The following is a 23,951-nucleotide window of genomic DNA, read 5'->3' as shown; positions in this document are numbered from 1 at the left end:
TCTTTAACCTGTGCGCTGTTGTCGGGCGGTCATGGTGAGGTCTCGTTTGCTGGTCTTTCCGACGTCGTGATGGGGTGCCGGTCTGCGGTTCTTGGAGCCTGGCGGCCGGCCGGGGCCGGGCTTGCTAGGTTTCGGCGCGCTGGCGGGCAGTGCGGTGTTCGCGCGGATGTTCCGGAACCCGCGCCGGACCCGGGCGGGCGTCAACCGTCCTGGCGCGACGGGCTTCTCCCAAGGGCGGCGCAGGTCGACGGCGAGGGGGCGGGCGAGGCGTAGCTGGGTGTAGGCGGCGATGACCAGCCAGGTCCAGCGGTCGGCCGCTGCGGGGTCGCGTATCTTCGGGGCGGTCCATCCCATGGTCTGTTTGAACAGCCGGAAGGTGTGCTCGATATCGAATCTGCGCAGGAACGCCTGCCAGCGGTGGTCGACGTCGGCGGCGGTGATGCCGGTGGCCGAGGACCACAACCACACCGGCTTGGGGTCACGGTCCCCGGGAAGATGCTCCACCTGCAGCCGGATCAAGGTGCCCTCGATGATCGGGAGTTCGCCCTCGTGGTCGAGCCAACTGGTCCGGTGGGTGAGGCGGGGGTGGAGCCGGTCCCAACTACTGGAACGCGCCGTGCCGTAGCGGGTCGTGTCGGTGGTCGTGGTGTGCTGAGGTTCGGGCCACGTGGCGGGTTTGTCCAGGGCGAACTCGGGGCCGTGTTTGGGCGGGCGGCCGATGGCGCCAGGCAGCCGGGAGGGCTTGGGCAGCCGCAGGATGCGGTCGGAGCGGATCCGTCCGAGCACCTCGACGGGCAGGTCGGCCAGGACGAACGCGAGCCGGGTGACGTCGTAGCCGGCATCCATGACGATCAGGATGTCCGGGTCGCCGGCCTGCCAGTGTCCAGCTGAGACGAGACGTCCGACGACCGCGCGGAGTTGGTCGGCGGTCACCGCTGTGGCGTCGTCCGTCGGCCCCAGGCGGACCGCGTCCAGGACTGCGGTCCAGGAGGTGCGGCCCGGTTCCAGCGCCGCGACGAAGGAGTACGGCCAGCCCGGGATCAGCTGGGCCTGATTCTTGCCGCGGCCGTAGACGTGGCAGAACAGGCGTTCCGCGCTGGTCGGTGCGTCTGAGCGCAGCCAGGGGCTGACATCCACGACCAGTACGATCCGACCGTCGACGGTCTTGGGGATCGGCAGGTCGGTCAGGACGGCACGCAGCCGGTTCTCCTCGATCCGGCCGCAGTTCAGCCCGTCGTAGAGGGCGCCGTGCCCGCGCCGGTGTTCGGGCGTCAGTGTCAGATCGACTAGAGATCTGACCGCGCCGTCGGCGCACAGCAGTGCGTCGGTGAGCTCGAACAGCGCGTCTGCCCGAGCGGTCAAGCAGTCATACAGGTCGGTTCGGAACCGGGACAACACGGTCAGCGACTCGACGCGGGCGGGATCGTCTAGCAAACTCATCCTTACGGCCTTGGTTGGTGATCATGGGTGCTTCAGCAACGCACATGATCACGCCAGGGCCGCTCTGCTGTCCGGCGAACGCCAAAGGCCGCCGCCATCTCGCCCAGCCGACCGACGGGTGAGGTTAAAGATCAAGCTTAGCGGATCGGCGATCTCGTCGTGGTGGCCGCCGGCCTGCCGGTCGGCGGCCCCCACGCCGAACGCACCTCGCGCCGCCGGCCCTCGCTGCGGGCCGGGACGGCGCCTCAGGAAGCGTTGCGGCACAGGTCCCGTCTCTCGGACAACTGCTCCAGGCCGGCCGACTGGTAGGTGGCGAAAGCGCCGACATTGGAGCTTTCGCAGCACACGACCACGCTGGACGAACCCAGCTCCTGGAGTGCGCGCGCTGCGGCGACCGTGATCGCTCGGCCGTAACCGTGACCGCGGTGTGCCCGGTGTACCCCCATCGGCTCGATCAGCCCCAGCTTGCCTTCGCCCGCCGACCACACCGTCACGACCGCCACCGCCTCGCCCTGCTCATTGCGAGCGACCAGGCACCGCGCGTCGGCATACGGCGCACCTGCCGCCATCGCGTGCCAGCGCTCGCCGGTGAACGTCGACCCATTGAACGACGCCCGCAGGACCGCGGCCCACTCGTGCGCCTGTGCCGGCCCGAGCACCTCGACGCGAACGCCGGGATCCGGCACAGGCGCGCCGAGGTCACGCCGAAGTAGCGTCCACGGCTCGCCACTCTCCCAGCCGTCCTTGAACAGCAGGTCCTGGACCAGCGCACCCATCGGCGCCTCGACGTACACCTTGCCCTCGGGGAGCACACTGCGCTCAGGCGCCGACGCGTCCTCGACCACCTGCTGCGCCAGCTCCTCGTCTCGCAACGCCTCCGGCGCGAAGGCCAGCCGCAGCAAATCCGCACCATCCAGCAGCCCGACCGCCAGAACCTCCCCAGCCCGGCTCCAGGTCCGCGTAGCCTCCGCCGTCCGCTCCGCACCGAACCGCCAGAACCACCCCACATCTCCCGGATGCAACTGCACGGGCCCTCCGTCGTACTGCCACTGCGCCAGCACCCGCACCATGTCACCGAGCCCGTCGACGCCCGGCCTGCTCATCTTGATCGCCATCCCCCGATCACACACCGCCGCACCGACCCTCCGCACCCGAGTTTCCCGCGGGCAGTCAGTAATCGGAGCGCCTCGCTCCCTCCCGCTCGGCTCCTTCGATCCCCGGTGAACGGTTGCGGACAGCGCAGGCGTATGACACTAGGCGCGTTCCGGCGCGGGGTCGGCGAGCCATCGGTCGAACCAGGCGCGGGTGCGGCGCAGCACGTCGAGCTGGTGGTTGCGTTCCAGGATCGGGTGACCTTCTCTCGGGTAGACGACGAACTCGTGCTCGACCCCGAACCGCCGTAGGGCACGGTGGAAGTACGTGGCCTGGCCGACCGGCACATTCGGGTCGTCCTCGCCGTGCAGGATCAGCACCGGGGTACTGATCTTCGAGGCGTAGGAGATGGGGCTGACCTGATCGTGGCGGTGTGGGCCGGTCCCCTCCCAGCCGCAGCTGCCACCGAGCCCCGCGTCCCAGATCCCCCATTCGCCCGTGGCGAGGAGCATGCCCCAGTCGCTGATGCCCGCGCCCATCACCGCGGCCTTGAACCTGCTCGTCTGCCCGACGGCCCAGGCCGCCATGAACCCGCCGTGGCTCCACCCGCCGATCCCGAGCCGGTCGGGGTCGGCGACGCCGTCGGCGACCAGCAGGTCGATGCCGCTGACGATGTCCGTCCACTCGTCCATGCCGACCGCTCCCGCGACGCTCGCCGCGAAGGCGTGCCCGCGGCCCTCGCCACCGCGCGGATTGGGCAGGAAGACGGCGTATCCCGCGGCCGCGAGCCACTGCGCCGACGGGCTCGTGCCGAGCAGGAACTGGTCGGCGTATCTGTCGTACGGGCCACCGTGCACCAGCGTGATCAGCGGGAACGGACCGTCCTGGCGGGTCCTCGCGACGGGCAGGATCAACAGCCCGTCGAGGTCGAGCCCGTCGGACGCCTGGTAGGACAGCCGTTCCTGCGTTCCCCACGTGATCCCGCGTAGCTCGGGCCTGGTGTCGCTGAGCCGCGCCAGCCGGCCGGTGGGCGGCCCCGCGTGAACGTCTTTCGGCTCATAGGCCGTGCTCGCCACCACGGCGACGACGTCGCCCGACCCGCTGGCGGTCATCAGGCCCGCGTAGCCGTCCAGGCGCGACATCGGCTGGAACCGCCGCGTCTTGGGATCGAGCCGGTGGATCGCGGTGTCGAGCCTGTCGGCGAACAGTGCCAGTGGCGGCCCGTCCGCGACCTGCGCCAGGCCGGACGGGCAGACGGTCATGCCGCTGGTCAGGTTGTACTGCTCCTCCGCGGCGCCGTTCTCGGGCACGGTGAGATCGAAGACGGCGCGGCCCCCGACCGGGCCGGGCGGGGTCGTCGCCAGGTAGCACAGGTGCCAGCCGCCGTCGGCTTTCCACCAGGTCAGGGCGGACGGATCCAACTCGGCCGGGCCGAGATCCCGGACCTTGCCGGTTTCCGGGTCGACCAGGTGCAGCTCGCCGGCGGGGATGACCGGATCGAGATCGGGGGTGGCCCGGGTGAGCACCGCGAGCGGTCCGCCGTCCGGGCGCTGCGCCAGTTCGACGACGTGCCGGTCGCCGAGTCCGTCCACCACGCGTAACCGGCCGGTGTCCAGGTCGAGCAGCCGCAGCCGCCCGTAGGGCACCCGCTCTCCCCACACCTTGGCGTCGTCGCGTTCGGCTTTCCTGCGCTCGTCCTCATCCGTCGGCTCGTCGGCGGCCACCATGGCGACCCGTCGGCCGTCGGCAAGCGGGAGGCAGTCGGAGACCCCGCTCTTCCAGGTGGTCAGCGCCTGCGCCTGCCCGCCGCCGACCGGGATCCGGTACAGCTGGGTGGTGCCCCGCGTCAGCCGGTCGGATCCGAAGAAGAGCGAGGCCGAGTCCGGCGCCCAGCGGGGGTCGGAGTCTCCTGCACTGCCTTCGGTCAGTTTCCTGGGTGGTGAGCTCGCGTCGGTGGCGGCGACCCAGATGGCGCTGCTCGGATGCTGCTCTTCGCGCGTGTACGCGGCGACCGTGTAGGCGACCCAGCGGCCGTCGGGAGAGATCACCGGATGCCGCGGTATGGCGCCGTCCACGATCAGGTCTGGCGTGACCGTACTCATCGAGCTCGTCCTCCAGCGTCAACGTAGGCGAGGCCCCATCACATCAGGCGAGCACGGCGGGCGACAGACCCTTGATCATCACAGGCGGAAGAGCCGCCAGAACGCCAGGGTCACCTCCGCGGCGGGGGCCGGACGGTCGCCGGTGACCCAGTGGGCGATCACGCCGGTGAGGGCACCGGCCAGGTAGGTGGCGTGCACGTCGGCGGGGACGTCGTCGAACCCCCCGGGTCGTGACCCGGCGACGAAGCGCGCGGCCAGTTCGGCGGTCAGCCGTTCACGCATGCGCGTGGCGAACAGCGCGCTGCCCTGGGCGCCCAGCATCCGCCCGTACAGCGTGGCGCGGGCGGCCACGTGCTCGAACAGGTCGATCAGCGGCTCGGGCGCCCGGTCCGGGGGCGCGTCCCGTGGGCACAGTGCGGCGGCCCGCGCGATCTGGGCGATCGTGTCCTCCATGGCGTCGGTCACGAGCGCGTCCACATCGGGGAAGTGCAGGTAGACCGTCGCCCGGTTCACCCCGGCGCGCCTGGCCACCTCGGCCATCGTGATGGCGCCCAGCTCCCTGTCGGCGGCCAGGTCGAGTATCGCGGCCCGCAGGCGGGCCCGGGTGCGTTGCGCGCGGGGATCATCCGGGTTCACGATCCCGACTATACGACACGTGTTGCTTAATCGACATATGTCGCATAGATTCTGGGCATGCGAATCGAGATCTGGGCGGACGTGGTCTGCGGATGGGCGTACATCGGTAAGCGGCGGCTGGAGACGGCCCTGGCCGATCCGGCCCTGGACGGCGTCCCCGTCGAGGTCGTGTGGCGGCCCTTCCGGATCGACCCCACCGCCCCGGCCCAGGCCGTCCCGATCGAGGAGATGTACCGCGATCCGATGGTGGACGCCGCGCTGAGCCGGTGCGCGCCCGGCCTGCCCCCCGCGGAGAACCGGGTCCGCGTCTCCGAGATCGCCGCCGAGGAAGGGCTGGGGCCGCGCTGGGGAGCGGCCTGGCGCGCCGACACCCACGACGCCCACCGGCTGCTCGCCCTGGCGTTCGAACACGGCGGAGCGGCCCGGCAGGACGCCGTGGCCGAGCAGGTGATGAAGGCGCACTTCATCGAGGGTCGTGACATCAGCGACCGCGATGCCCTCGCGGCCATCGCGGCCGAGGCGGGCTTCGCCGACGGCGCCGCGCTGCTGGACACCGACGCGGGCGAGGAGATGGTGAGGGAACTGCTGCTCATCGGCAAGGCCAGGGGTGTGGCGACCTCGCCGACGATCGTCGTCGGCGACCGCGCGCTGGCCGGCGCCCAGCCCGCCGAGGTGATCAGGGACTTCCTCCTCCAGGGCGGCCGACGGCGCGAACTGCCCGAGGAGGTGGAACGCCTGCGCTATGCCGAGTCCCTGCTCGACCAGCGTGATCCGCTTGGCGCGCTCGTCCTGCTGCGCCCCCTGCTCGACGCGCACGGCGACGACCGCAACGTCCGCATGCTCGCCGCCCGCGCCTACTTCACCTCGGCGCAGCTCGGGCGGGCCCGCGACACGCTGGAGCTGTTGGTGGCCGACGTGCCGGACGACTCCTACGTCCGCCACCTGCTCGGCCGCACCCTCCAACGCCAGGGCCTGGTCGCGGAGGCCGCCCCGCACCTGAGCATGGCCGCCGCCATGTCCCCGGAGTTCGCATCGGCCCCGATCCCGGGTCGTTGATGCCATGGCAGGAACGAGTCCTCGTTGTCGAAGCGCTCGCTGAGACGTGAGCACCATCGGAAAGCCTTTGCAGGCGACGCGCTGATCCTTGTGTGACTTGCGTCATAGATGGTGATCATCCACCCACCCGTGAGACATGATTCGAAGCGGCGGTTACCAACCAGTAGGAAGCAGGTCGACCGCCTTTCACCACGTCGTTCTCCCATGCCGGAGGGGATCGTTGTCATTGATCACCATCAAGAACGCCGTCCATGGCGAGATCGCCGTCGGCACCGTGCTGATCTGGACGAAGCAGTACACGGACCATGAGGTGGCCGAATACTGCGAGTTGAGTGGCGCACCGGCGGATCCACTGCCCGAGCACCTGCCGTACCTGCTGGCCGTCGCCCCGCTGACCAAGCTCGGAGGGGATCTCAACTACCTTTCCCGCCAGATGGATTGGACAGCCGCTCGATCGATCCGGCGGAACGAGGCGATCACCGCCGAACTGGAGGTCACCCGCCTGGAGCCGACCGACGGGATGACCAAGATCGCTTTCAACGCCCGCGTCCGGTGCGGAGACGAGCTGGTGATCACCGGCCACAGCAAGGGCCTCATCGTCGGTGAATAGAGAGATCGGACGTACTGCCGTGAGCATCACTCGCACCGCCACGCGCGTCTTCACCTCCGAGGACATCGACACCTGCGCCCGCCTCACCGGCGACCTGGGGTCGCACCACATGATCGGCTTCGGCGACCGCCGGATGACCCAGGGCGTGCTCACCCTCTCCGCGGTGCCCCTGCTCGCCGACCCGGGGGTGCACATGCGCGAGGTCTCCTTCGCCTTCCTCGCCCCGGTCTACGCGGGAGACACGGTCACCGCCACCGTCCGCCTCACCGAGTCCGAGGATCCGCTTCTTGCGACCTGCGAGGTCAGCGTGGTGAAGGGCGACGGCACCACGGTCCTGACCGGCACCGGCATCGCCGAACTGTCCCGCGCGCTGGCCGGCGAACTCGCCACCGAGACGGTGACCGAAGGGAGCTGAACCGCGCCCACCGCGGGCCCGCCGGCGGCCCCGAACCGCGGCGCGGAGCCGTCCGGAAGGAGCCGCGGCCGGGCAACCGCACGGCGAGTCAATTCCCAGCGCAGGACGGCCGATCGCTCGCGGCGACGATCGCCACGCGTTCCGGAATGCTGATCCTGTCCCAGCCGGAGCGGGACGCCGCGACCATCCGGATCATCGAGTATCTGCGGTCGGTCCCTGAGACGGCGCACGGTGAGTTCGAGCTGCCGCTCCTCACCGCCGTTCCGCGGGCCCGGATCGCCCCGGATCGCCCCGGATCGGTAGCCGCCCGGAGCCTCCGGGGTTCGGCCGCGGGAGAAGGTCGCCGCGCGGTGGGCATCATCAACCCGGGCGGCAGGCCACGCCGTACCAGGGCGAACGTCACCGGATGCGGCGCTAAAGTGGGTTCATTCGTTCTCTTGTATAATTCGTGTTTATGAAGGTAGGTTTCGTTCCATGACCGCACCGGGGACCCCGACCACCGCCGAGGAACTGCGCGGTGTAGGCCTGCGGGTGACGGCCGCCCGTGTCGCGATGCTTGAGACCGTCCGGGACGGTGACCACCTCGACGTCGAGGCGATCGCCTCCGGGGTGCGCGACCGTGTGGGCCATGTCTCCCTTCAGGCCGTGTACGAGGCCCTCCACGCGCTCACCGCGGCGGGACTCGTCCGCCGCATCGAACCGGCCGGGAGCCCGGCCCGGTTCGAGGGACGTGTCGGGGACAACCACCACCACGTCGTATGCCGGTCGTGCGGCGTCGTCGCCGACATCGACTGCGCGGTCGGCCAGGCACCCTGCCTGACCGCGTCCGACGGCCACGGCTTCGCCATCGACGAGGCCGAGGTCATCTACTGGGGCCTGTGCCCCGCCTGTTCTACTGCCCGAAGTTCCTGAACATCGTGATCCGCCCAAATCCGGAGGGATTCCATGTCTGAGAACCACGACGCGATCGTCGTAGACACGAATACGGAGACCGAAGGTGGCTGCCCGGTCGTGCACGGGCGCGCCCCGCACCCGACTCAGGGTGGCGGAAACCGCCAGTGGTGGCCGGAGCAGCTCAACCTGAAGATCCTCGCCAAGAACCCCGCCGTGGCCAACCCGCTCGGTGGAGAGTTCAACTATGCGGAGGCGTTCAAGACCCTCGATCTCGCGGCCGTGAAGCGGGACATCGAAGAGGTGCTGACGACCTCGCAGGACTGGTGGCCGGCCGACCACGGTCACTACGGCCCGCTCATCATCCGGATGGCCTGGCACAGCGCGGGCACCTACCGGGTCAGCGACGGGCGCGGCGGCGCCGGCTCCGGCCAGCAGCGCTTCGCCCCCGTGAACAGCTGGCCGGACAACGCGAACCTCGACAAGGCCCGCCGCCTGCTCTGGCCGGTCAAGAAGAAGTACGGCCGGAAGATCTCGTGGGCCGACCTCCTGATCCTCGCCGGCAACGTCGCGCTGGAGTCGATGGGCTTCACGACCTTCGGCTACGCCGGCGGTCGCGTGGACGCCTGGGAGCCCGACGAGGACGTCTACTGGGGCCCCGAGACCACCTGGCTCGCCGACGAGCGCTACACCGGCGACCGGGACCTCGAGAACCCCCTCGCCGCGGTCCAGATGGGCCTCATCTACGTGAACCCGGAAGGCCCGAACGGCAACCCGGACCCGCTCGCCGCGGCGCGCGACATCCGGGAGACGTTCCGCCGGATGGCGATGAACGACGAGGAGACGGTCGCCCTGATCGCGGGTGGGCACACCTTCGGGAAGACCCACGGCGCCGGCCCGGCGGACAACGTCGGCCCCGACCCCGAGGCCTCCCCGATCGAGCAGCAGGGCCTCGGCTGGAAGAGCGCGTACGGCACCGGCAAGGGCGGCGACACGATCACCAGCGGCCTCGAGGTCACCTGGACCAACACCCCGACCACGTGGGACAACAGCTTCTTCGAGATCCTGTTCGGCTACGAGTGGGAGCTGACCAAGAGCCCCGCCGGCGCGAACCAGTGGAAGCCGAAGGACGGCGCCGGAGCCGGCACCGTACCCGACGCCCACGACCCGTCGAAGAGCCACGCTCCGATGATGCTGACGACCGACCTCTCGCTCCGGGTCGACCCGATCTACGAGCCGATCTCGCGGCGCTTCCTGGAGAACCCCGCCGAGTTCGCGGACGCCTTCGCCCGCGCGTGGTTCAAGCTGACCCACCGCGACATGGGCCCGGTCGCGCGCTACCTCGGCCCGGAGGTCCCGGCCGAGCCGCTGATGTGGCAGGACCCGCTGCCGGCGCGGACGTACGAGCTCGTCGACGCCGCGGACATCGCCGCGCTCAAGGGCCGGATCCTCGATTCGGACCTGTCGGTGTCCCAGCTGGTGTCCACCGCGTGGGCGTCGGCCGCGTCCTTCCGCGGCAGCGACAAGCGCGGCGGCGCCAACGGCGCGCGCATCCGCCTCGAGCCGCAGAGCGGGTGGGAGGTCAACGACCCCGACCGGCTGGCGACGGCGCTGCGCACGCTGGAAGGGATCCAGGAGGCGTTCAACTCCGCCCAGACCGGTGGCAAGCAGGTCTCGCTCGCCGATCTGATCGTGCTCGCGGGATGTGCCGCCGTGGAGAAGGCCGCCAAGGACGCCGGCTTCGACGTCGAGGTCCCGTTCACGCCCGGCCGGGTGGACGCCTCGCAGGAGCAGACCGACGTGGAGTCGGCCGCCGTACTCGAGCCGTCCGCCGACGGGTTCCGCAACTACCTCGGGAAGGACAGCCGGCTGCCGGCCGAGTACCTGCTGATCGACCGGGCGAACCTGCTGACCCTGAGCGCGCCGGAGATGACGGTGCTCGTGGGCGGTCTTCGCGTCCTGGGCGCGAACCACCAGCAGTCGCCGCTCGGCGTCTTCACCACGACTCCCGGCTCGCTGAGCAACGACTTCTTCGTCAACCTGCTCGACCTGGGCACGACGTGGAAGGCGACGTCCGAGGACGCGAACACGTTCGAGGGTCGCGACGCCGCCACGGGCGAGGTCAAGTGGACCGGCAGCCGGGCCGACCTCGTCTTCGGGGCGAACTCCGAGCTGCGCGCGGTCGCGGAGGTTTACGCGAGCGACGACGCGAAGGAGAAGTTCGTGCACGACTTCGTCGCGGCGTGGAACAAGGTCATGAACCTCGACCGGTTCGACCTCGTCTGATCACAGCGTCCAGGCCGGCCACCGCGCCGGCCTGGACGTCCTCGGTTCGCATGATCAAGCCCCGCGTGGCCGCCGGACCCGGCGACCACGCGGGGCTTTTCGCCATCTCCCCGGATCGGCGTCGCCCTCCCCCACGCCGACCGTCTGTCCCAGGCCTTCCGACGGCGCAGGCCGTTCTCGTCCCGGGCGCCGTTCACTCACGACGCCGCCGGCGAAGCGGGGCCGTGATCGCGTCGTTTGGAACCACTCGGTTGTAGAGAGCTTCCACCGGGGGGAAGGAACCCACCTCAGCCACATCGGCACCCTCAGCGTCCACGCGATCACCCAAAGTAACCTCCTGGTCCATGACAACGATGGATCGCGAAACTCTCCTGGAGCTCGTCCGCAACCGCCCCCTGCTCGCGGCCGAACTCCTCTGGACCGCCGTATCCATGAGCGACGAGGAGCCGATCGACGCGCACGCGCTCCGGCGCCGACCTCCGTGGACGGGACTCACGAGCACCGACGAGCCCGCTCTCGCCGCCCGATACCGCGAGATCATGTCCGAGGCACGCCGGTCCCGCGCACAGTCGGGCGGTGTCCTGCACGAGGGGTTGATCGCGTTCCTGCATGCCCGACTGGCCGAGGACCTGGACCAGGCCCACAGGTCAGCCGAGGCGAAGGACCCCGGCTGGCGCAAGGCGGAGCGGGAACTGGCCGCGAAGCGGAATCGCGTGAATTTCCTGGAGTCCGTGCTCGTCGACGAGCTCTACCTGTCGGTCGAAGAGCACGCCCAGGCAGAGCACCTGCTGAAGCTGGAGGCGTCCGCGTACGACTGGCATGCCGATTACCAGGACGACTGGCGCCCCTGAGCCCGGTGAACCGTCGTCCGCGCCCGCAAGCGTCCTGGCTGGGTGAGCTCCTCCGCGGTCAGGGCGCTCTCGGTGACGATCGAGCCGAGGTCCGAGGTGGAGCGGCTATGGCAGGCGTGTCGTCGTTGTGGCGGCAGATAGGGCGTAGGTGACGCCGGTAAGGCGTTCGGACAAGTGCCACAGGTGAGTGGCTGTGGCGGTGTCACGGATGGCGCGCTCACGAGTACGACGAGTCGGCTCGCCACGCAGTTGCAGCAGGCCGTCGGGAACGATGTAGCTGCCGCCGGGCAGGTCCGGCATGGTCGCCGCGCATAGGGAGGTCTTCGCCCCTTCCGGGGTAGGCCGGAAGGCCACGCGCACCAGCAGGCGCGTGAGGGTCGCATACAGCCGCCCCCTGCCGCTGTTGGCGCCGCCGGTGAGCACGTTGGTGCGGGTGAGTCCAGGGGCGACGGCCATGCTGCGCAGCTTCAGCCCGGCGGCGTCGGCCCGGCGCTGCAGTTCGACGGCGAAGTAGAGGTTGGCCCGCTTGGACTGCACGTACGCAAACGCCGTGCGGTACCCACGCTCGGCGTTGAGGTTTTCCAGGTCGAAGCCGGCGAACCGCTGCCCCTCGCTGCTGACGGTGACCACCCGCGGATCGGGCGCAGCGAGCAGATGCGGCAGCAGCAGGCCGGTGAGGGTAAAGGTACCCAGATGATTGATGCCGAACTGCGACTCGAACCCGTCGGCCGTCAGCGCGTAGGGCACCATCGCCACCCCCGCGTTGTTGACCAGCAGGTCGAGCCGGTCGCGGTCCCACCCGGCGGCGAATTCCTGGATGGAGGCCAGGCTGCCCAGGTCCACCCGTCGCAGTTCGAGGTGAGCGCCGGGCACCTCACCCTGCATGCGGGCGAGGGCGGCCTGACCGCGTTCGGGGTCACGGCACGCCAGCATGACGTGTGCGCCACGGCGGGCCAGCTCGCGGGCGGTGACGTAGCCGATGCCGCTGTTGGCTCCGGTGACCACCGCGACTCGTCCGGTCTGGTCGGGGACGGCGTGCAGGGTCCAGGGGAGAGAGTTGCGCATGATGTACCGCCTCAACGGTGACAGGATGAATATATCGCAACTCAGAGTTGCGATATATTCATCCTGTCACCCGCCTCGCGAATATCGCAACTTGGAGTTGCAATGCAGTCTGATCAACTCTCTGCCCGGCCGGTCGGCCGCGGCGCCAAGGTGCGTGCCGCCGTCCATGCCGCCACGCTCGCCGAGCTCGTGGACAAGGGTTACGCCGCGTTGAGCGTCGAGAACGTCGCTCAACGCGCCGGGGTCCACAAGACGACGGTGTACCGGCGGTGGAAGGATCGGGAGATCCTGCTCACTGACGCCCTGGCCGAGCACATGGCGATGGACATCCCCGTTCCCGACACTGGAGCGATCGAGACCGACCTGCGGGCATTGGCGCGCTCACTCGTCCAGGCGTTCACCAGCCCCACCGGGCAGGCCATCCTCGCCGCCATGCTCACCGGGGCAGCCCATATTCCAGAGATCGCCGCGGCCCGGCGGCACGTGTTCGACGACCGACTCGCCAGAGCCGAACCGGTGGTGATGCGCGCCATCGAGCGCGGCGAACTTCCCGGAGATACCGATCCCGCCGAGCTGCTGAAAACCCTGGCCGCGCCGATCTACCTGCGCCTGCTCATCACCGCTGACCTGGTCGACGAGACGACCGCCGACCAGGCGGTGCGCGTCACGCTGGCCGCCGCACGCGCCGGTGCCCTGCAGACGGCGCACGGCGATGAGCCGGCTAGTGGCCCGTCACCGAATCTTGGACGGGTAATTGATCTCCGGTGGTGAACCCGTCAGGCTGGCTACCTCTTCAACGTTGGGAGGTGGTCGTGGCTCGCCGACCGGAAGTGTTCGTCCGGCCGTTAACCATGGAGGAAGGCCGCAAGCTGCAGCGGATCACGCGGAGCGCGAAGGATCCGGTCAAGCTGCGGCGGGCGATCGTGGTGATGATGTCCGGCCAAGGCCAAAGCGTCCCGGACATCACCTCGTTGATGCAGGTCAGCGACGACTACGTGCGGGATGTCATCCACGCCTTCAACGAGAAGGGGTTCGACGCACTGGACCCAAAATGGAGCGGGGGCCGTCCGCGAGCGATCAGTAGCCAGGTGCGTGAACACATCTGCCTGATCGCCAAGACGGTCCCCGCCGAATGGGGCATCACCGGACACTCCACCTGGAGCCTGCGCACCCTGGCCGAGCACCTCATCACTCGCGGGGTGGTGGCGGCGATCAGCCGCGAGCACCTGCGGCGAATCCTCCGTAAAGGCGGGGTGAGCTGGCAGACCACCACGACGTGGAAGTCCTCCACCGACCCGCACTTCATCGCCAAGATGCAGCGCGTCCTGGACCTCTACGATCACCCGCCCGCCGATGGGCGGGTGATCTGCGTCGATGAGTTCGGGCCGTTGAACCTGATGCCTCGAAAGGGCAAGCGGTGGCGGCCGGCGGGTTCACCGGCCCGGCTGCGTGCCACCTACAACCGCTACAACGGCGTCATGCACATGATCGCCGCGCTCGACCTGGCCACCGGCAAGCTGTACTACCGGATCCGCAAGCGCAAGCGCTGGCGCGAATACCTGTCGTTCCTCAAGACGTTGCGGGCCCGCTGGCCTGGCGAGAAGCTGTATGTGATCGCCGACAACTACTCGCCGCACAAGCATCCCCAGGTCCGCACCTGGGCTGCTGACAACGATGTTGAGCTGGTGTTCCTGCCGACCTACGGCTCCTGGTTGAACTGGATCGAATCAGAGTTCGCCGCGCTGCGCTACTACGCGCTGAACGGCACCGACCACCGCACCCATGACGAGCAGAACGCGGCGATCGGCGCTTACGTGCGCTGGCGCAACGCCCGAGCCGAGCCCAAGACCAACTTCGCTGCCAGCTCACCGATCAGAAGCTGGACGAGTTACCCGGCCAAGGTTGCGTGACGGGCCACTAGGGCGCGTATCGGATTGTGATCAATCTGCGTGATTCGCCCGGATAGCGAGGCCTGATCCGATAGGCCGTCTTGTGTGACGCGAGTCCAACTAACAGACGAAGAGTGGGAGTTCATCGAGCCTTACCTGCCAATCGGCGGGTTCGGCCCGTACCCCGAGCGGCTGCGACAGCAGTTCGAGGGCGTGATCTGGCGGTTCAAGACGGGCGCGCAGTGGCGGGAGATGCCGAAGGAGTTCGGCGCCTGGCCGACCGTCCACAACCGCTTCCGCCAGTGGCGGGACGCCGGCGTCTTCGAAGCCCTGCTGGAGGGCCTGATCGCGGAAGCCGCGAAACGCGGCAAGGTGGACTTGTCCCTCGTCAGCGTGGACTCCACCACCGCCCGGGCCCACCACGACGCTGCCGGGATGTATCTCGGCCAGGACGTCGTCACCGCCCTGGAGAAGGCCGCCGAACAGGAGGAGAAGGCCCGGCAAAAAGGGGCGGCCCGGAAGGACAAGAAGAGCAGAACGCCGAAAACGACCCAAAGCGGGAAGAACGGCGACGCATCCGGCGCCGGCACAAACTCCGACTGAAAGCTGCCCTGCTCGGACGATCGAGGGGCGGTCAGACCAGCAAGATCCACCTCGCCGCCGACCGCAAGTGCCGCCCGCTGGCGTTCGTCCTGACCGCGGGGCAGGCCGCGGACAGTCCCCAGTTCATCCCCGTGCTGGAGAAGATACGAGTCCGGGGGCCCGTCGGCCGTCCTCGCACCCGGCCCGACGCGGTTGCCGGGGACAAGGCCTACTCTTCCCGCGGCAGCCGCGCCTACCTGCGGAAACGCCGCATTCAGGCTGTCATCCCAGAAAAGAAGGACCAGGCCGCCAACCGGAAGAAGAAGGGCAGCAAGGGCGGTCGGCCCGTCAGCCACGACGCCGACCTCTACAAGGAGCGGAACACCGTCGAGCGCCTGATCAACAAGCTGAAGGCCTGGCGAGGTATCGCCACCCGCTATGACAAGACCCCTGAGAGCTACCTCGCCGGCCTCCACCTTCGCGCCGCGATGATCTGGATCAGAGACCTCACCAGGACCATCCCTTGATCACAACTGAATACGCGCCCTAATGGGTGAGGATGCCGATCGCCGACCTGGGTGACGTCGCTCGCGCATGCCGGCCATCGAGATCGGACTCCTCCAGGTCTGCACTGGCGCCGCCACGGCCGTACCGCTCGTAGATCATGAACCTCCGGGGAAGGTTCGGGTCAGCAGGGGCATGAGCAGGTTGTCCACCATGTCGGTGAGGAAGTCCTGGTCGAGTGGCCGGCCGAGGATCACCCGGCGCACGATCTGCCCCTCGGCCACCTGGTGCGCTCGCTCGGCCGAGGCGTCCATGGGCACCTCCCCCCGGGCCGCGGCCCGCTCCACGATCGTCCGGAACGGTCCGAGGTCCTCGTCCGCCACATGTGACCGCAGCGCGGCGGCCAAGCCGGCGTCCACCAGCATGGCGTGGACGAGCCCGGTCATCATGGTGACGTAGCCTTCGTCGACCTGCGCGCACAGCATGCTCAACGCGGCCAGCAGGTCGTCGCGCAGGGTTCCGGTGTCCGGGACCGCGGCGACGGAGGCGGCGTCGCGTGCGTCCAGCGCGGCCTTGACCAGTTCGGGTTTACCCTGCCAGCGGCGGTAGATGGTCATCTTGCTGGCGCGGGCCCGGTGCGCGACGGCATCCATGGTCAGCGCGGCGTAGCCGACCTCCCCGAGCAACTCGATCGTCGCGTTCAGGATGGCCTGCTCTCGCACGGGACCTCTGGCCACATTGACTCCTAACTGAACGATACCGTATCGTATCGATCACAGGATATCCGCACCCGGTCACGGTCAGCAACCACGCAACGGAAGGCACGGGGCACATGGGCGGCGCGACGACGATCGAGTGGCAGAACGGCATGGTCACTTCCCGGGACGGGACGGCCATCGCCTTTCTCAGCGCCGGCCGCGGGCCCGGGCTGGTGGTGATCCCGGGCAACAATCGGCGCGCCCACCACTACGCACCCCTGGCCCGGCGACTGTCCGGCACATACGCGGTGCACGTGATCGAGCGCCGGGGGCGCGGCGACAGCGGACCTCAGGGGTCGGCCTACAGCATGGAGACCGAGGTCGACGACGCCCTCGCCGTCATGCGGCACACCGGCTCGCACCTGGTCTTCGGGCACAGCTACGGCGGTCTGGTCGCCCTGCACCTCGGGCTGCGCAGGCAGGTGACCGCCCTGATGGTGTACGAGCCGGGTGTGAGCATCGAAGGATCGTTCGACGCGCGCTGGCTGCCGTCCTTCACCCGCCTGCTGGAGGAGGGCGAGCACGCCGCCGCCATGGCCATCTTCCTCAAAGGCACCCGCCTGGCGCCCATAGGTGACGCCCCGACAGCCGTGTTCCGCGCGCTGGCGTTCCTCATGCTCCGTGGGGCTGACGGCCGCGACATGCGGGCGATGATGCCGACGACACCGGCAGAGATCGGTGAGATCGTCCGCCTGGACTCGGACGGCGGCCGGTACGCGGCCGTCGCCTCCCCGACGCTACTGATCGGCGGCCAGAAGTCGCCCACCTACCTGACCGGCGTGCTGCCGCACCTTGCCCGCACGATGCCCGACGCCCGGCATGTGATCCTGCCCGGGCTGGACCACAACGCGCCCGACCTCAACGCCCCGGACGTGGTCGCCGAGCAGATCCGGACCTTCATCCAGGCACGGCCCGACGGCCGCCCATGATCTTCGCGGCGTACTGAGCGCCGGCGCGCACAGTCGTCCGCCGTGCCCGCGGCGCGCTCAGGGGGCGAGCGGTTCGTACGCGGTGACCTCCCGGGAGGCGAGGCGGGCGAGGCAGTCGCCGACGACGTACTTCTGGAAGTGCTCGGAGGCCCGGTGCGCCTCGAAGGCGGCGGCGTCGACGTACCGCTCGTAGATCATGAACCGCCGGGGGTCGTCGGCGCAGACGTGGGCCTCGTAGCCGAGGTTGCCCGGCTCCGCGCGGGACAGCGGGGTGATGGTCCGGATGATGTCGGCGACGGCGTTCTCCTCGCCGTCACGCGCGGTCCAGATAGCGAGCACGACGTAAGCCATGACGGGGGACTTTAGGGTGAATGTCCCCAAATGTCACGCCAACCCCTGGTGCTTGACATATCGAACGGGCTGGGAATAACGTCCCGTCAACCGACAGGCACAGACGAAGACATCCCTGTCAGTGGTCTTCGTCTGTGCTTTTTGTCGTTCCTGGACCGCTGGCAAGGGACTCACCCCCCGAAAGGCGGCTGGGCATGCACGACAGCCCTGCGAACACGAGAGCGACGGTCATCCGCGACGCGGGAGACGCCGCCGCCCTCATCGACACCCTCAAACGCCTGAGCCCCCGGGCGAACTGGATCTGGTTCCTCGCCCTGGCGGGCCTGTTCCTGGACGCCTACTCCAACGCGGCACTGGGCGCCGGCCTGTCCCCCATGGTCAAGCAGCTCGGCCTCTCCCCCACCGAGGTCGGCGTGCTCACCGCGATGGCCCCGGCGATCGCGATCATCTCCAACCCCTTCGGCGGCTGGCTCGCCGCGCGCATCGGCCGGGTCCGGCCGCTGCTGATGACGAAGGTCGTCTTCGCCGTCGGCGCGCTGCTGACCGCGGCCGGTTCCGACTTCCAGACGGTCTTCGCCGGGCGGGGCCTGGTCGGCATCGCGTACGGCATCGACTTCGCCGTGGCGATGGCGCTGCTCGCCGAGTACACGCCCGCGTCGCTCAAGGGCCGGCTCAACTTCTGGCAGGGCGTCTGGTACACCGCGACGACCACCAACCTCCTGCTCACGCTGCTGTTCTACAAGTTCGACGTCGGCGCCGACATCTGGCGCTGGTCCGTCGGCTCGTCGGCCGCGTTCGCGCTCGTCCTGCTCGGGCTGCAGCTGACGTTCCTGGTGGAGAGCCCCACCTGGCTGGCCTCCAAGGGCAGGCTGCCGGAGGCGGCGGCGAACCTGCGCCGGATGTACGGCTTCGCCGTGCAGGAGGGCGCCCCGGAGGCCGGGCAGGCGGACAAGCCCGCGCGCCAGGTCGGGTTCCGGGACGCGGGCGTGCTCTTCCGCGGGCCGTACCTGCCCAGGACCGTGCTGTCGACCGTCATCTCCCTCACCCAGGCCATGCAGTACTTCGCGGTGGGCTGGTACCTGCCGGTGATCAGCCTCGAACTGTTCGGCGCCGAGTTCGAGAAGGCCACGCTGGGCTCCATGGCGTTCAACGCCATCGGCATCGTCGGCGGCTGCCTGTCGGCGTATGTCGGCCGCAGGATCGGCCTGCGGGTCGGGTCGATGGCCGGGTATGTCCTGGTGTTCGTCGCCCTGCTGGTGATGGGGGCGACGTTCAAGCAACTGCCCGTCGCTCTGGCCGCGCTGCTGCCCGTGGTGTTCATCTTCTCCCACTCCGCCGGCCCCGGCCCCAACGGCAAGTCGATCGCGGCGCTGTCGTACCGCAGCGACATCCGCACTCTCGGCACCGGCGTGACCGGCATGCTCGGCAGCCTCGGATCGGTCGCGGGCCTGTACCTGTTTCCGCAGCTCCAGGCGGGCATCGGGGTGGGCAACAGCCTGATGCTGCTGTCGGTGGTGCCGCTGATCGGCCTGCTGACCTGCCTCGCCGTCAAGTGGGACCCGACCCGCGTGACGGTGAACCTCGAGGAGGAGGCGATCAGCCTCCCGGGGCGTACGCCGGTGTCGGCCTGAACGGTGTCCGGCTCGGACACGACGAAAGGACCTTCGCGGATGACAAGGGAACGCCGCCGCGGCGTACTCAGCATCGATGAGGGCACCACGGGAACCCGTGCCGCCGTCGTCCTCGACGACGGCGGCGCGGCTCCCGCCGCGTACCTGCCGATCTCGGTCCGCTCGCGCGACCACCTGCTCGTGGAGCAGGACGCCACGGAGATCTGGGTGAACACCGTCCAGGTCTGCCGTACGGCGCTGGACCGGGCGGCGGCCGACGGTGTGGAGATCACCGGGGTGTCGATCTCGACCCAGCGGGCCACGGTCCTGTTGTGGGACACGGTGACGGGGACGCCGCTGAGCCAGGCCGTCGTGTGGCAGGACCGCCGGTACGCCGCCCGGATGCGGGAGTGGGAGCCGGAATGGGACGCCCACCTCATCGAGCACACCGGCCGCCCGGTCGGCTCCCGGGCGCCGCTGCTGTGGGCGGCGGAGGAGATCGCCGGGAACGAGGCCGCCCGCCGCGCCCACGACCAGGGGCGGCTGGCCTTCGGCTCGATCGACACCTGGCTGGTCTGGAAGCTCACCGGCGGAGCCCGCCATGTCATGTCCGCCACCAACGCGGTCGCGCTCGGCGCGTACGACCTGCGGACCGGGGACTGGCACGGGCCGTGGGTCGAGTTCCTCGGCTGCCCGCGGGACGTGCTGCCCCGGATCGTGGACGAGGACGACGACTTCGGGTTCACCGACCCGGCGGTCCTCGGCGTACGGCTGCCCGTCCTGTCCGTCATGGGCGACCAGCACGCGGCGATGATCGCGCTCGGCGCGCACCGGCCCGGCCAGGCGACCTGCGTCCACGGGACCGGGACGTTCGTGGACGCCGTCGCGGGCGACCGGCCGCCCGCCCACCGCAGCCGGGTGCCCGGCGTACTCACGCTGGTCGGCTGGCGCTCCCGGGGCGTTCCCGTCTTCAGCCTGGAGGGGTACGCCTCGACGACCGGCTCCGCGATGCGCTGGCTGTGCGAGGAGATCGGGCTGTTCGAGTCGCCCGCGCAGCTCGCCCAGCTCGCCCGCGAGCACACCGGCCCGACCCGGGTGATGTTCCTGCCCGCGCTCGCCGGGCTGCGGACCCCCGTCTGGTCGCCGGAGGCCACCGGCCTCCTCACCGGGCTCAGCCTGTCGACGACCCGGGCGGAGCTGGCGCGCGGCATCCTCAACGGCTTCGCGCATTCGGTGTGCGACCTGCTCGAAGGCGTGGAGGAGGCCATGGGCCGGCCGGTCACCGAGCTGTTCTGCGGCGGCGGGCTCGCCACCAGCGACGTGCTGATGTCCAGCCAGGCGGACCTGCTCGGCCGGCCCGTACGGCGGGCGCGCGACAACGAGAGCGCCAGCCTTCGCGGCGCCGCCTACCTCGGCGGCGTACGGGCCGGGCTGTGGCCGAGCGTCTCCGCGGCCGTCGCCGGGCTCGCCGCGGCCCCCGCGTTCGAACCGACCCTTCCCGACGCCGAGCGCCAGGAGGCCCGCGCCGAGTGGCGCGACCTGCTGGCCCGCCACGTCACCGTCGCCGCCCCCGGCGCCCGGCCGTCCGCGCCGGGGCCCCGCGGCCCAGAACCCGATCCACAGGAGGAATCACCGTCGTGATCCGGCTTCCCGAACGCAAGGCGAGGTCAGAGACGAAGAGCGCCATCCGGCGCACCGCGCTGATGCTCGACCGCCAGGGGCAGATCGAACGGCTCGCCTCCCGGCCCGTGGACGTGCTCGTCGTCGGCGGCGGCGTGACCGGCTGTTACGCGGCGCTGGACGCCGTCACCCGCGGTCTGACCGTGGCGCTCGTGGAGCGGGACGACTTCGCGTCGGGCACGTCCTCGAAGTCGTCCAAGATGGTGCACGGCGGCCTGCGCTACATCGAGCAGGGCAACCTGCCGCTGGTCCGGCGGTCACTGCTGGAGCGGCAGCGGTTCCGCCGCAACGCGCCGCACCTCGTGCAGCGGCTGCCGTTCGTCTTCCCCGTGCTCGCACAGGACGGCGTCTTCGACGCGCGCATCGCCACGGCCTTCGAGGGCCTGCTGTGGACCTACGACCTCGCCGGGGGGTGGCGCATCGGCAAGCTCCACCAGCGGCTCAGCGTGCCCGAGGTCCTCGCCCGCGCGCCCCGGCTGCGCGCCGACCAGCTCAAGGGCGGGCTGCTCTACTACGACAGCCGCACCGACGACGCGCGCCTGACCCTGACCATCGCGCGGACCGCCGCCCACTTCGGGGCGACCGTGCTCAACGGCGCCGCCTGCCGCGGCCTCCTCCGCGAGGGCGGCAGGGTGCGCGGCGCCACCGTCGAGGTGGACGGCCGCGAGATCGAGGTGCGGGCGGGGGTCGTCGTCAACGCCACCGGCGTCTGGTCCGACGCGCTCGACGCCATGTCCGACCCCGGCCACCGGCCCCGGGTCCGCCCCGCGAAGGGCGTGCACATCGTGGTGCCCTGGACCCGGCTGCCCGTTGACGGCACCGTCACCGTGCCCGTCCCCGGCCGGGCCCGTCGCGCGACCTGCACCCGCTGGGGCGACGTGGTCGTGGTCGGGACGACCGACACGGACTACGACGGCTCCCTGGACGAGGTGCTGTGCACCGCGTCGGAGATGCGCTACCTCCTCGACGGGGCCAACACCGCCTTCGACGCCGGCCTCACCCCGGACGACGTGGTCGGCTCGCTCGCCGGGCTCCGCCCCCTGGTCAGCGGCAAGGACGGCAAGGAGGGCGCCACCCTCGACATGAGCCGCGACCACCGTGTCTCCACCGACGCGTACGGACTCGTCACCGTCACCGGCGGCAAGCTCACCACCAGCCGGCACATGGGCGAGCTCGTGGTCGACGAGGCGCTGAAGGTGCTCGGCCGCCGGGCTCGCTGCCGTACGGTGCACCTCCCCCTGTTGGGCGGGGCCGGCTACGACGCGGAGGCCACCTCCGCCACCGGGGGGCTCGGCGCCCATCTGGGGCAGCGGTACGGCACCGAGGCCCGCTTCGTCGCCGATCTCTTCGCGGAGGACCGCTCCCTCATGGAGCCGATCGTCCCGGGCACCGCACACCTGCGGGCCGAGGTGGTCTACGCGGCCCGGTGCGAGCTGGCGCGCAGCGTCGACGACGTGCTGTCCCGGCGCACCCGGATGCGGGTGTTCGCCCGCGACCTGTCGGTGCGCGCGGCCCCGGAGGTCGGCCGGCTGCTGCAGCGGGAGCTCGGGCTGTCCGACGACGAGGTGGCCCGGCAGGTCGACGGCTACGTCTCCGGCATCGAGCGTGAGAAGACCGTACTGATGGAGGAAGTTTCATGATCAGCAGGCAGACCGTCACCCATCCGTTCAATCGCGGCGACTACGTCGTCGGCGCGCCGACCCCGCCGCGGTGGGCCGCCGCCTGCCCGCCGGGCCGGGGGAAGGCCAGCCTGCAGGGCGCGGTGGTCGAGGTTCCCGACGCGGTCGTCGCCGAGCTGCGCGCCGTCGCCGCCGCCGTGCACACGGACCGCGACGAGGTGATCCGGCGCACCCGCGACTGGTGGGCGGGCACCTCCATCGGGGAGACGGACGGTGACCCGGCCACGCCGGACGCCGTGATCGTCGAGGCGGCCGACGAGGAGCAGGTGGCGGCGGTGGTCCGCGTCTGCCACGCCCACGGCATCCCGCTGACCGTCTCGGCCGGGCGCAGCAACGTGCTCGGCGCGGCCCTGCCGGTGTTCGGCGGGGTCGTCCTCGACGTCTGTCGGCTCAACCGGATCATCTCGTTCGACGCCGAGTCGATGATCGTCGAAGTGCAGGCGGGCATGTTCGGCGACCTCTTCGAGGAGGAGCTGCAGGAGGTCCACGGCGCCACCACCGGCCACTGGCCGTCCGCGTTCGCGATCTCGACGGTCGGCGGCTGGGCGGCCTGCCGCGGTGCCGGCCAGCTCTCCACCCGGTACGGAAAGATCGAGGACATGGTCGTCGGGCTCGACGTCGTCCTCCCGGACGGGAGCACGGCCAGCTATGGCACCTACCCGCGGGCGGCGGTCGGGCCGGATCTCCGCCAGCTCTTCATCGGCTCCGAGGGCACGCTGGGCGTGATCACCCGGCTGCGGCTGCGGACCCACCGGCTCCCCTCGTACGCCGTGGGGCTCGCGTACGGGTTCGACACCTTCGCCGCGGGGCTGGACGCCTGCCGGGAGATCCTGCAGCGCGGCGCCACCCCGGCGGTGCTCCGCCTGTACGACGCGCACGAGAGCGGCACCCACTTCGGCGAGCCGGGCACCAACCTGCTGCTCATCGCCGACGAGGGGGACCCGGCGCTGGTGGACGCCGCCATGGCCGTGGTCGAGGAGGTCTGCGCGGAGCGGGCGCCGGTGACGCTCGACGGCCAGGCGGTGCTCGCCCGCTGGCTGGACGAGCGGATGCTCGTCGGCAAGTCCGGCGACGGTTTCACCAAGGGCCCCGGCTTCGTCGCGGACACCTGCGAGATCGCCGCCCCCTGGTCGTCCCTTTCGGCGATCTACGACGAGGTGGTCGCGGCCGTCGAGGCGGTGCCGGGGACGCTGCGCGCCTCCGCCCACCAGTCGCACGCGTACACCGACGGCGCCTGCATTTACTTCTCGCTGCGGGGCGACGTGGAGCGGACCCGCCGACGCGAGTGGTACCGGGCCGCGTGGGACGCCGCGAACGAGGTGCTCATCCGGCACGGCGCGGCGATCAGCCACCACCACGGCGTCGGCCTGCTGCGCTCGCCGTACATGGAGCGTGCGCTGGGCGGCGGCTTCGCCACCCTGGTGGCGGTGAAGCAGGCACTCGACCCGGCCGGGATCATGAACCCCGGGAAGCTGGGGCTGCCCAGCCGTTTCGGGTCCGGACCGTACGAGCAGCGCTAACGAAT

Annotated in this window: 20 protein-coding genes and 1 pseudogene; 14 read left to right on the top strand and 7 right to left on the bottom strand. The window is 70.3% G+C overall.

Going from position 1 to position 23,951, the window contains the following annotated elements; all coding sequences use genetic code 11:
* Nucleotides 1-3: 3 nt before the first annotated feature.
* From ACQP1V_RS18550 to ACQP1V_RS18535, 4 genes are all read right to left on the bottom strand, one after another.
* Nucleotides 4-1,440, bottom strand: coding sequence for an NF041680 family putative transposase (locus ACQP1V_RS18550; RefSeq protein ID WP_433415262.1), 1,437 nt, complete (start codon nucleotides 1,438-1,440; stop codon nucleotides 4-6).
* 245 nt (nucleotides 1,441-1,685) lie between these two features.
* Nucleotides 1,686-2,555 carry a GNAT family N-acetyltransferase gene (locus ACQP1V_RS18545; RefSeq protein WP_433424668.1) on the bottom strand — a complete coding sequence of 290 codons (870 nt, stop codon included), beginning with the start codon at nucleotides 2,553-2,555 and terminating at the stop codon, nucleotides 1,686-1,688.
* A gap of 138 nt (nucleotides 2,556-2,693) precedes the next feature.
* Nucleotides 2,694-4,634 (bottom strand): prolyl oligopeptidase family serine peptidase, encoded by a 1,941-nt coding sequence (locus ACQP1V_RS18540; RefSeq protein ID WP_433424665.1) that lies wholly within the window; start codon nucleotides 4,632-4,634, stop codon nucleotides 2,694-2,696.
* Between the two features lie 78 nt (nucleotides 4,635-4,712).
* The gene (locus tag ACQP1V_RS18535; protein ID WP_387410581.1) at nucleotides 4,713-5,270 is read right to left on the bottom strand and encodes a TetR/AcrR family transcriptional regulator; all 558 of its coding nucleotides are present in this window, start codon (nucleotides 5,268-5,270) and stop codon (nucleotides 4,713-4,715) included.
* Between the two features lie 57 nt (nucleotides 5,271-5,327).
* Here ACQP1V_RS18535 and ACQP1V_RS18530 point away from each other — a divergent pair, with 57 nt between their 5' ends.
* The 6 genes from ACQP1V_RS18530 (at nucleotide 5,328) to ACQP1V_RS18505 (ending at nucleotide 11,379) form a co-directional block, all read left to right on the top strand.
* Complete coding sequence (locus ACQP1V_RS18530) at nucleotides 5,328-6,326, top strand: DsbA family protein (protein WP_433424662.1); 999 nt, start codon at nucleotides 5,328-5,330, stop codon at nucleotides 6,324-6,326.
* A gap of 226 nt (nucleotides 6,327-6,552) precedes the next feature.
* A complete protein-coding gene (locus ACQP1V_RS18525; protein ID WP_433424659.1) occupies nucleotides 6,553-6,936 on the top strand; it encodes a hypothetical protein in 384 nt (127 codons plus the stop codon).
* Between the two features lie 19 nt (nucleotides 6,937-6,955).
* Nucleotides 6,956-7,351: a hypothetical protein gene (locus ACQP1V_RS18520; RefSeq protein ID WP_433424656.1), complete on the top strand. Its 396-nt coding sequence runs from the start codon at nucleotides 6,956-6,958 to the stop codon at nucleotides 7,349-7,351.
* Nucleotides 7,352-7,825: 474 nt separating this feature from the next.
* Nucleotides 7,826-8,263, top strand: a complete 438-nt coding sequence (locus tag ACQP1V_RS18515; protein WP_067135148.1) for a Fur family transcriptional regulator — start codon at nucleotides 7,826-7,828, stop codon at nucleotides 8,261-8,263.
* Between the two features lie 33 nt (nucleotides 8,264-8,296).
* Nucleotides 8,297-10,528 carry a catalase/peroxidase HPI gene (gene katG, locus ACQP1V_RS18510; RefSeq protein ID WP_433424653.1) on the top strand — a complete coding sequence of 744 codons (2,232 nt, stop codon included), beginning with the start codon at nucleotides 8,297-8,299 and terminating at the stop codon, nucleotides 10,526-10,528.
* A gap of 344 nt (nucleotides 10,529-10,872) precedes the next feature.
* The gene (locus ACQP1V_RS18505; RefSeq protein WP_433424650.1) at nucleotides 10,873-11,379 is read left to right on the top strand and encodes a hypothetical protein; all 507 of its coding nucleotides are present in this window, start codon (nucleotides 10,873-10,875) and stop codon (nucleotides 11,377-11,379) included.
* Nucleotides 11,380-11,484: 105 nt separating this feature from the next.
* On the opposite strand, the gene ACQP1V_RS18500 is transcribed toward ACQP1V_RS18505, so the two are convergent.
* The gene (locus tag ACQP1V_RS18500) at nucleotides 11,485-12,444 is read right to left on the bottom strand and encodes an oxidoreductase (protein ID WP_433424648.1); all 960 of its coding nucleotides are present in this window, start codon (nucleotides 12,442-12,444) and stop codon (nucleotides 11,485-11,487) included.
* A 102-nt stretch (nucleotides 12,445-12,546) separates the two neighbouring features.
* Here ACQP1V_RS18500 and ACQP1V_RS18495 point away from each other — a divergent pair, with 102 nt between their 5' ends.
* The 3 genes and pseudogenes from ACQP1V_RS18495 to ACQP1V_RS18485 all read left to right on the top strand — a co-directional run bounded on the left by ACQP1V_RS18495 (nucleotide 12,547) and on the right by ACQP1V_RS18485 (nucleotide 15,442).
* Complete coding sequence (locus ACQP1V_RS18495) at nucleotides 12,547-13,215, top strand: TetR/AcrR family transcriptional regulator (protein WP_433424645.1); 669 nt, start codon at nucleotides 12,547-12,549, stop codon at nucleotides 13,213-13,215.
* Between the two features lie 41 nt (nucleotides 13,216-13,256).
* On the top strand, nucleotides 13,257-14,354 hold the full coding sequence (locus tag ACQP1V_RS18490) for an IS630 family transposase (protein ID WP_433415704.1): 1,098 nt from the start codon (nucleotides 13,257-13,259) through the stop codon (nucleotides 14,352-14,354).
* Between the two features lie 84 nt (nucleotides 14,355-14,438).
* Nucleotides 14,439-15,442: pseudogene (locus tag ACQP1V_RS18485) on the top strand (IS5 family transposase).
* Between the two features lie 135 nt (nucleotides 15,443-15,577).
* Here ACQP1V_RS18485 and ACQP1V_RS18480 read toward each other — a convergent pair.
* Nucleotides 15,578-16,156: a TetR/AcrR family transcriptional regulator gene (locus tag ACQP1V_RS18480; RefSeq protein ID WP_433424643.1), complete on the bottom strand. Its 579-nt coding sequence runs from the start codon at nucleotides 16,154-16,156 to the stop codon at nucleotides 15,578-15,580.
* A 95-nt stretch (nucleotides 16,157-16,251) separates the two neighbouring features.
* Here ACQP1V_RS18480 and ACQP1V_RS18475 point away from each other — a divergent pair, with 95 nt between their 5' ends.
* Nucleotides 16,252-17,106 carry an alpha/beta fold hydrolase gene (locus tag ACQP1V_RS18475; protein ID WP_433424641.1) on the top strand — a complete coding sequence of 285 codons (855 nt, stop codon included), beginning with the start codon at nucleotides 16,252-16,254 and terminating at the stop codon, nucleotides 17,104-17,106.
* A gap of 57 nt (nucleotides 17,107-17,163) precedes the next feature.
* On the opposite strand, the gene ACQP1V_RS18470 is transcribed toward ACQP1V_RS18475, so the two are convergent.
* Nucleotides 17,164-17,457: a putative quinol monooxygenase gene (locus ACQP1V_RS18470; RefSeq protein ID WP_067135154.1), complete on the bottom strand. Its 294-nt coding sequence runs from the start codon at nucleotides 17,455-17,457 to the stop codon at nucleotides 17,164-17,166.
* A gap of 194 nt (nucleotides 17,458-17,651) precedes the next feature.
* Here ACQP1V_RS18470 and ACQP1V_RS18465 point away from each other — a divergent pair, with 194 nt between their 5' ends.
* From ACQP1V_RS18465 to ACQP1V_RS18450, 4 genes are read left to right on the top strand one after another with little or no spacing between them, the layout of a single operon-like run.
* Nucleotides 17,652-19,088, top strand: coding sequence for an MFS transporter (locus ACQP1V_RS18465; RefSeq protein ID WP_433424637.1), 1,437 nt, complete (start codon nucleotides 17,652-17,654; stop codon nucleotides 19,086-19,088).
* A gap of 39 nt (nucleotides 19,089-19,127) precedes the next feature.
* Nucleotides 19,128-20,708, top strand: a complete 1,581-nt coding sequence (locus tag ACQP1V_RS18460) for an FGGY family carbohydrate kinase (RefSeq protein WP_433424634.1) — start codon at nucleotides 19,128-19,130, stop codon at nucleotides 20,706-20,708.
* The gene (locus ACQP1V_RS18455) at nucleotides 20,705-22,387 is read left to right on the top strand and encodes a glycerol-3-phosphate dehydrogenase/oxidase (protein WP_433424631.1); all 1,683 of its coding nucleotides are present in this window, start codon (nucleotides 20,705-20,707) and stop codon (nucleotides 22,385-22,387) included. The genes ACQP1V_RS18460 and ACQP1V_RS18455 overlap by 4 nt, the downstream gene beginning before the upstream one ends.
* Nucleotides 22,384-23,946 (top strand): FAD-binding oxidoreductase, encoded by a 1,563-nt coding sequence (locus ACQP1V_RS18450; protein WP_433424629.1) that lies wholly within the window; start codon nucleotides 22,384-22,386, stop codon nucleotides 23,944-23,946. The genes ACQP1V_RS18455 and ACQP1V_RS18450 overlap by 4 nt, the downstream gene beginning before the upstream one ends.
* Nucleotides 23,947-23,951: the final 5 nt, after the last annotated feature.

The sequence above is a fragment of the Microtetraspora malaysiensis genome, from assembly GCF_050947145.1.
Lineage (GTDB): Bacteria > Actinomycetota > Actinomycetes > Streptosporangiales > Streptosporangiaceae > Microtetraspora_A > Microtetraspora_A malaysiensis.
Note: the sequence above shows the minus strand (reverse complement) of the source record. Positions and strands in the feature narration are given on the sequence as shown.